The following is a 2,258-nucleotide window of genomic DNA, read 5'->3' on the forward strand; positions in this document are numbered from 1 at the left end:
AGCGGGGCCTCGGCCCCCGCTCGCTCAAGGATGTCGTCGGCCGCGGGCTCGAGGGGACGGGATTCCCCGCCCGCAGCCCGGTCATCCCCGTCTGCGCCGTCCGCGTCCTCAGTCATCGCTCTCGTCGGGCAACACGTGCAATCCGGCGCGACTCTTCAGCACGGGCACGGTCTCGGCGTTCGGATCGAAGTAGTCCGGCCGCGCGACGGTCGTGGCCCGGAAGGTCTCGGGATCGAGCACCTGCACGGCGTTGTCGTCCTCGACGGTGACGACCGTCGCCTCGGTCGCGTCCTCGAGCGAACCGAGCTTGCGCGCGTCGGGCGAGTTCCCCTCCTCGTAGCTCGCCTCGTAACGCTCGCCGGTCGTCACGCGGACGCCCTTGAGGTTGCCGCGAGCGCTGCGGACGAGTACGGGACCGCCGTCGTCCTCGGCGAGGTCGATGACGTCGCCGGGCGTGTACGGCGGCAGGCGGACGGCGAAGGTGACCCGATAGACCTCGTTGCCGTCCTCGTCCTCCGTGACGAGGGTTTCGGCGTCGTTGACGGTGCCGCCGAACTCCTCGATCATCTTGTTCGAGATCTTCTTGCCGATCTTGTTGGTCGAGACCCTGATGTTCAGTCCGTCGTCGGTCTCGCTCGTCTCCGTGACGAAGGCGTTGCGGTCGCCCGTCGCCTCCATGTCGGCGACGATCGCGTTCGCGATCGCTTTCGCCCGTTCGATCTCCTCGGACGTCGGGGTGCGGCCCTCGGCGCGGATCTGGACGATGCTGGCGTAGTAGTCGCCGGCGATCCGCCCGCAGCGGGTACAGGTCTGGCGGGCGATTTTGACCGGGACGGTCACCTGTTCGTCCACCGGCGTTCCGCGCACCACGCCCGTGAAGTAACAGTGCATCCGGATCGTGTTCTGATCGACCTGTTCGGGGTCGATCTGCCAGGCGACGTCCTCGACGTCGACGTGGACGCCGAGCGCCTCGCTAACCTCCTCGATGGCGATGTCGGTGTAGTCGTCCGCGCCGACGTCGACCCACCGGTTCCCCCGATAGACCGCACCGCAGCGGGCGCAGACGCGAACGTCGATCCGGTCCGGCGCGTCCACGAAGTCGAAGTCCTCGAAGTAACACGAATCGCAGAGTTCGACCTCCGCGCCGGGCCGCAACGGGCTATTCGCGTCGCTCGCCGATCGCTCGGGCACCGCGTCCCCGCATCGGGGACAGAACGCACGCGACTCACTCATTGGCCCCGTTTGGGGGCTCACGGAGTTAAGGGACGCGTTCCGACATTTCGTTGCGGTCGCTCGAGGCGTTCCACATCGGTCCCTCACGGTCCCCGACCGGGTTCGTTCCCCGGCGTTCGGTACGGACTACTCTTCGTCAGTTCCGGTGCGCCTGTATGGCGCGTCGCGGGTGCGCCGGTACAGCGGGACAGCAGACCGTCCGGGTCGTTCTACTCGAAACGAAGGGGTTCCGAATCGAATCCGTCAGACGAACGTCAGACATCGTCTCAGTTCACTGTTGTCAGACGTGACCACGTCACGCGGTCTCCAGCCGAAACGAAGGGGTTCGACGGGCCGACCGCGTCGGTCGCTGATCGGTCAGCGAACGCGAAATGTATCGTTTCTATTTGACAGGTCCGGTGTCGGCTGTGGTATCACTATCGCGGCCGTTCTCGAGCGTCTCGTCAGGGCACTTATTTCTCCGGAGCCCCTCATTTCGAGTATGAACTGGCAGGCGGACTGGGGATTGCGGCTTCGAATGTTCGTGACGATGTTCCTGCTGTTCGCGCTGTACATCGTCTTCGCCGGAGCGATCGCTGCGTACATGGGCAGCTTCGTCGTCTTCGTCGTCCTGTTCGGTGGGATGTCGCTGGTCCAGTACTACTTCAGCGACACGCTCACTCTCCGGAGTATGGGCGCGAAGACGGTCTCGGCCGACGAGTATCCGCAGCTGCACGCCTCGATCGAACGGCTCTCCCAGCAGGCTGATCTCCCGAAACCGAAGGTGGCGGTCGTCGACTCGTCGGTCCCGAACGCCTTCGCGACCGGGCGAAACCAGAAAAACGCTGCAGTCTGCGTGACGACGGGAATCATGCGCACGCTCGATCAGGACGAGCTCGACGGCGTTCTGGCGCACGAACTCGCCCACGTCAAGAATCGCGACATGATGGTGATGACTATCGCCTCCTTCCTCTCGACGATCGCGTTTATGATCGTCCGCTGGGGCGCGTTCTTCGGCGGCGGCCACGGCCGCGGCCGGCAGGGCG

At 65.3% G+C, this 2,258-nt stretch carries 2 protein-coding genes; one reads left to right on the forward strand and one right to left on the reverse strand.

Annotated elements, in window-relative coordinates:
- Positions 1-108: 108 nt before the first annotated feature.
- On the reverse strand, positions 109-1,233 hold the full coding sequence (locus tag PGX04_RS22270; protein ID WP_273740499.1) for a 60S ribosomal export protein NMD3: 1,125 nt from the start codon (positions 1,231-1,233) through the stop codon (positions 109-111).
- Between the two features lie 481 nt (positions 1,234-1,714).
- Between PGX04_RS22270 and PGX04_RS22275 the strand changes: the two genes are divergently transcribed.
- The coding region (locus PGX04_RS22275; RefSeq protein WP_273740500.1) for a M48 family metalloprotease at positions 1,715-2,258 on the forward strand (544 nt) is incomplete at its 3' end.

It is taken from the genome of Natrinema soli, assembly GCF_028618695.1.

What these genes read in the sequence shown, in the direction of transcription:
- PGX04_RS22270 (WP_273740499.1), bottom strand. Translation starts at nt 1,233, where the DNA reads ATGAGTGAGTCGCGTGCGTTCTGTCCCCGATGCGGGGACGCGGTGCCC.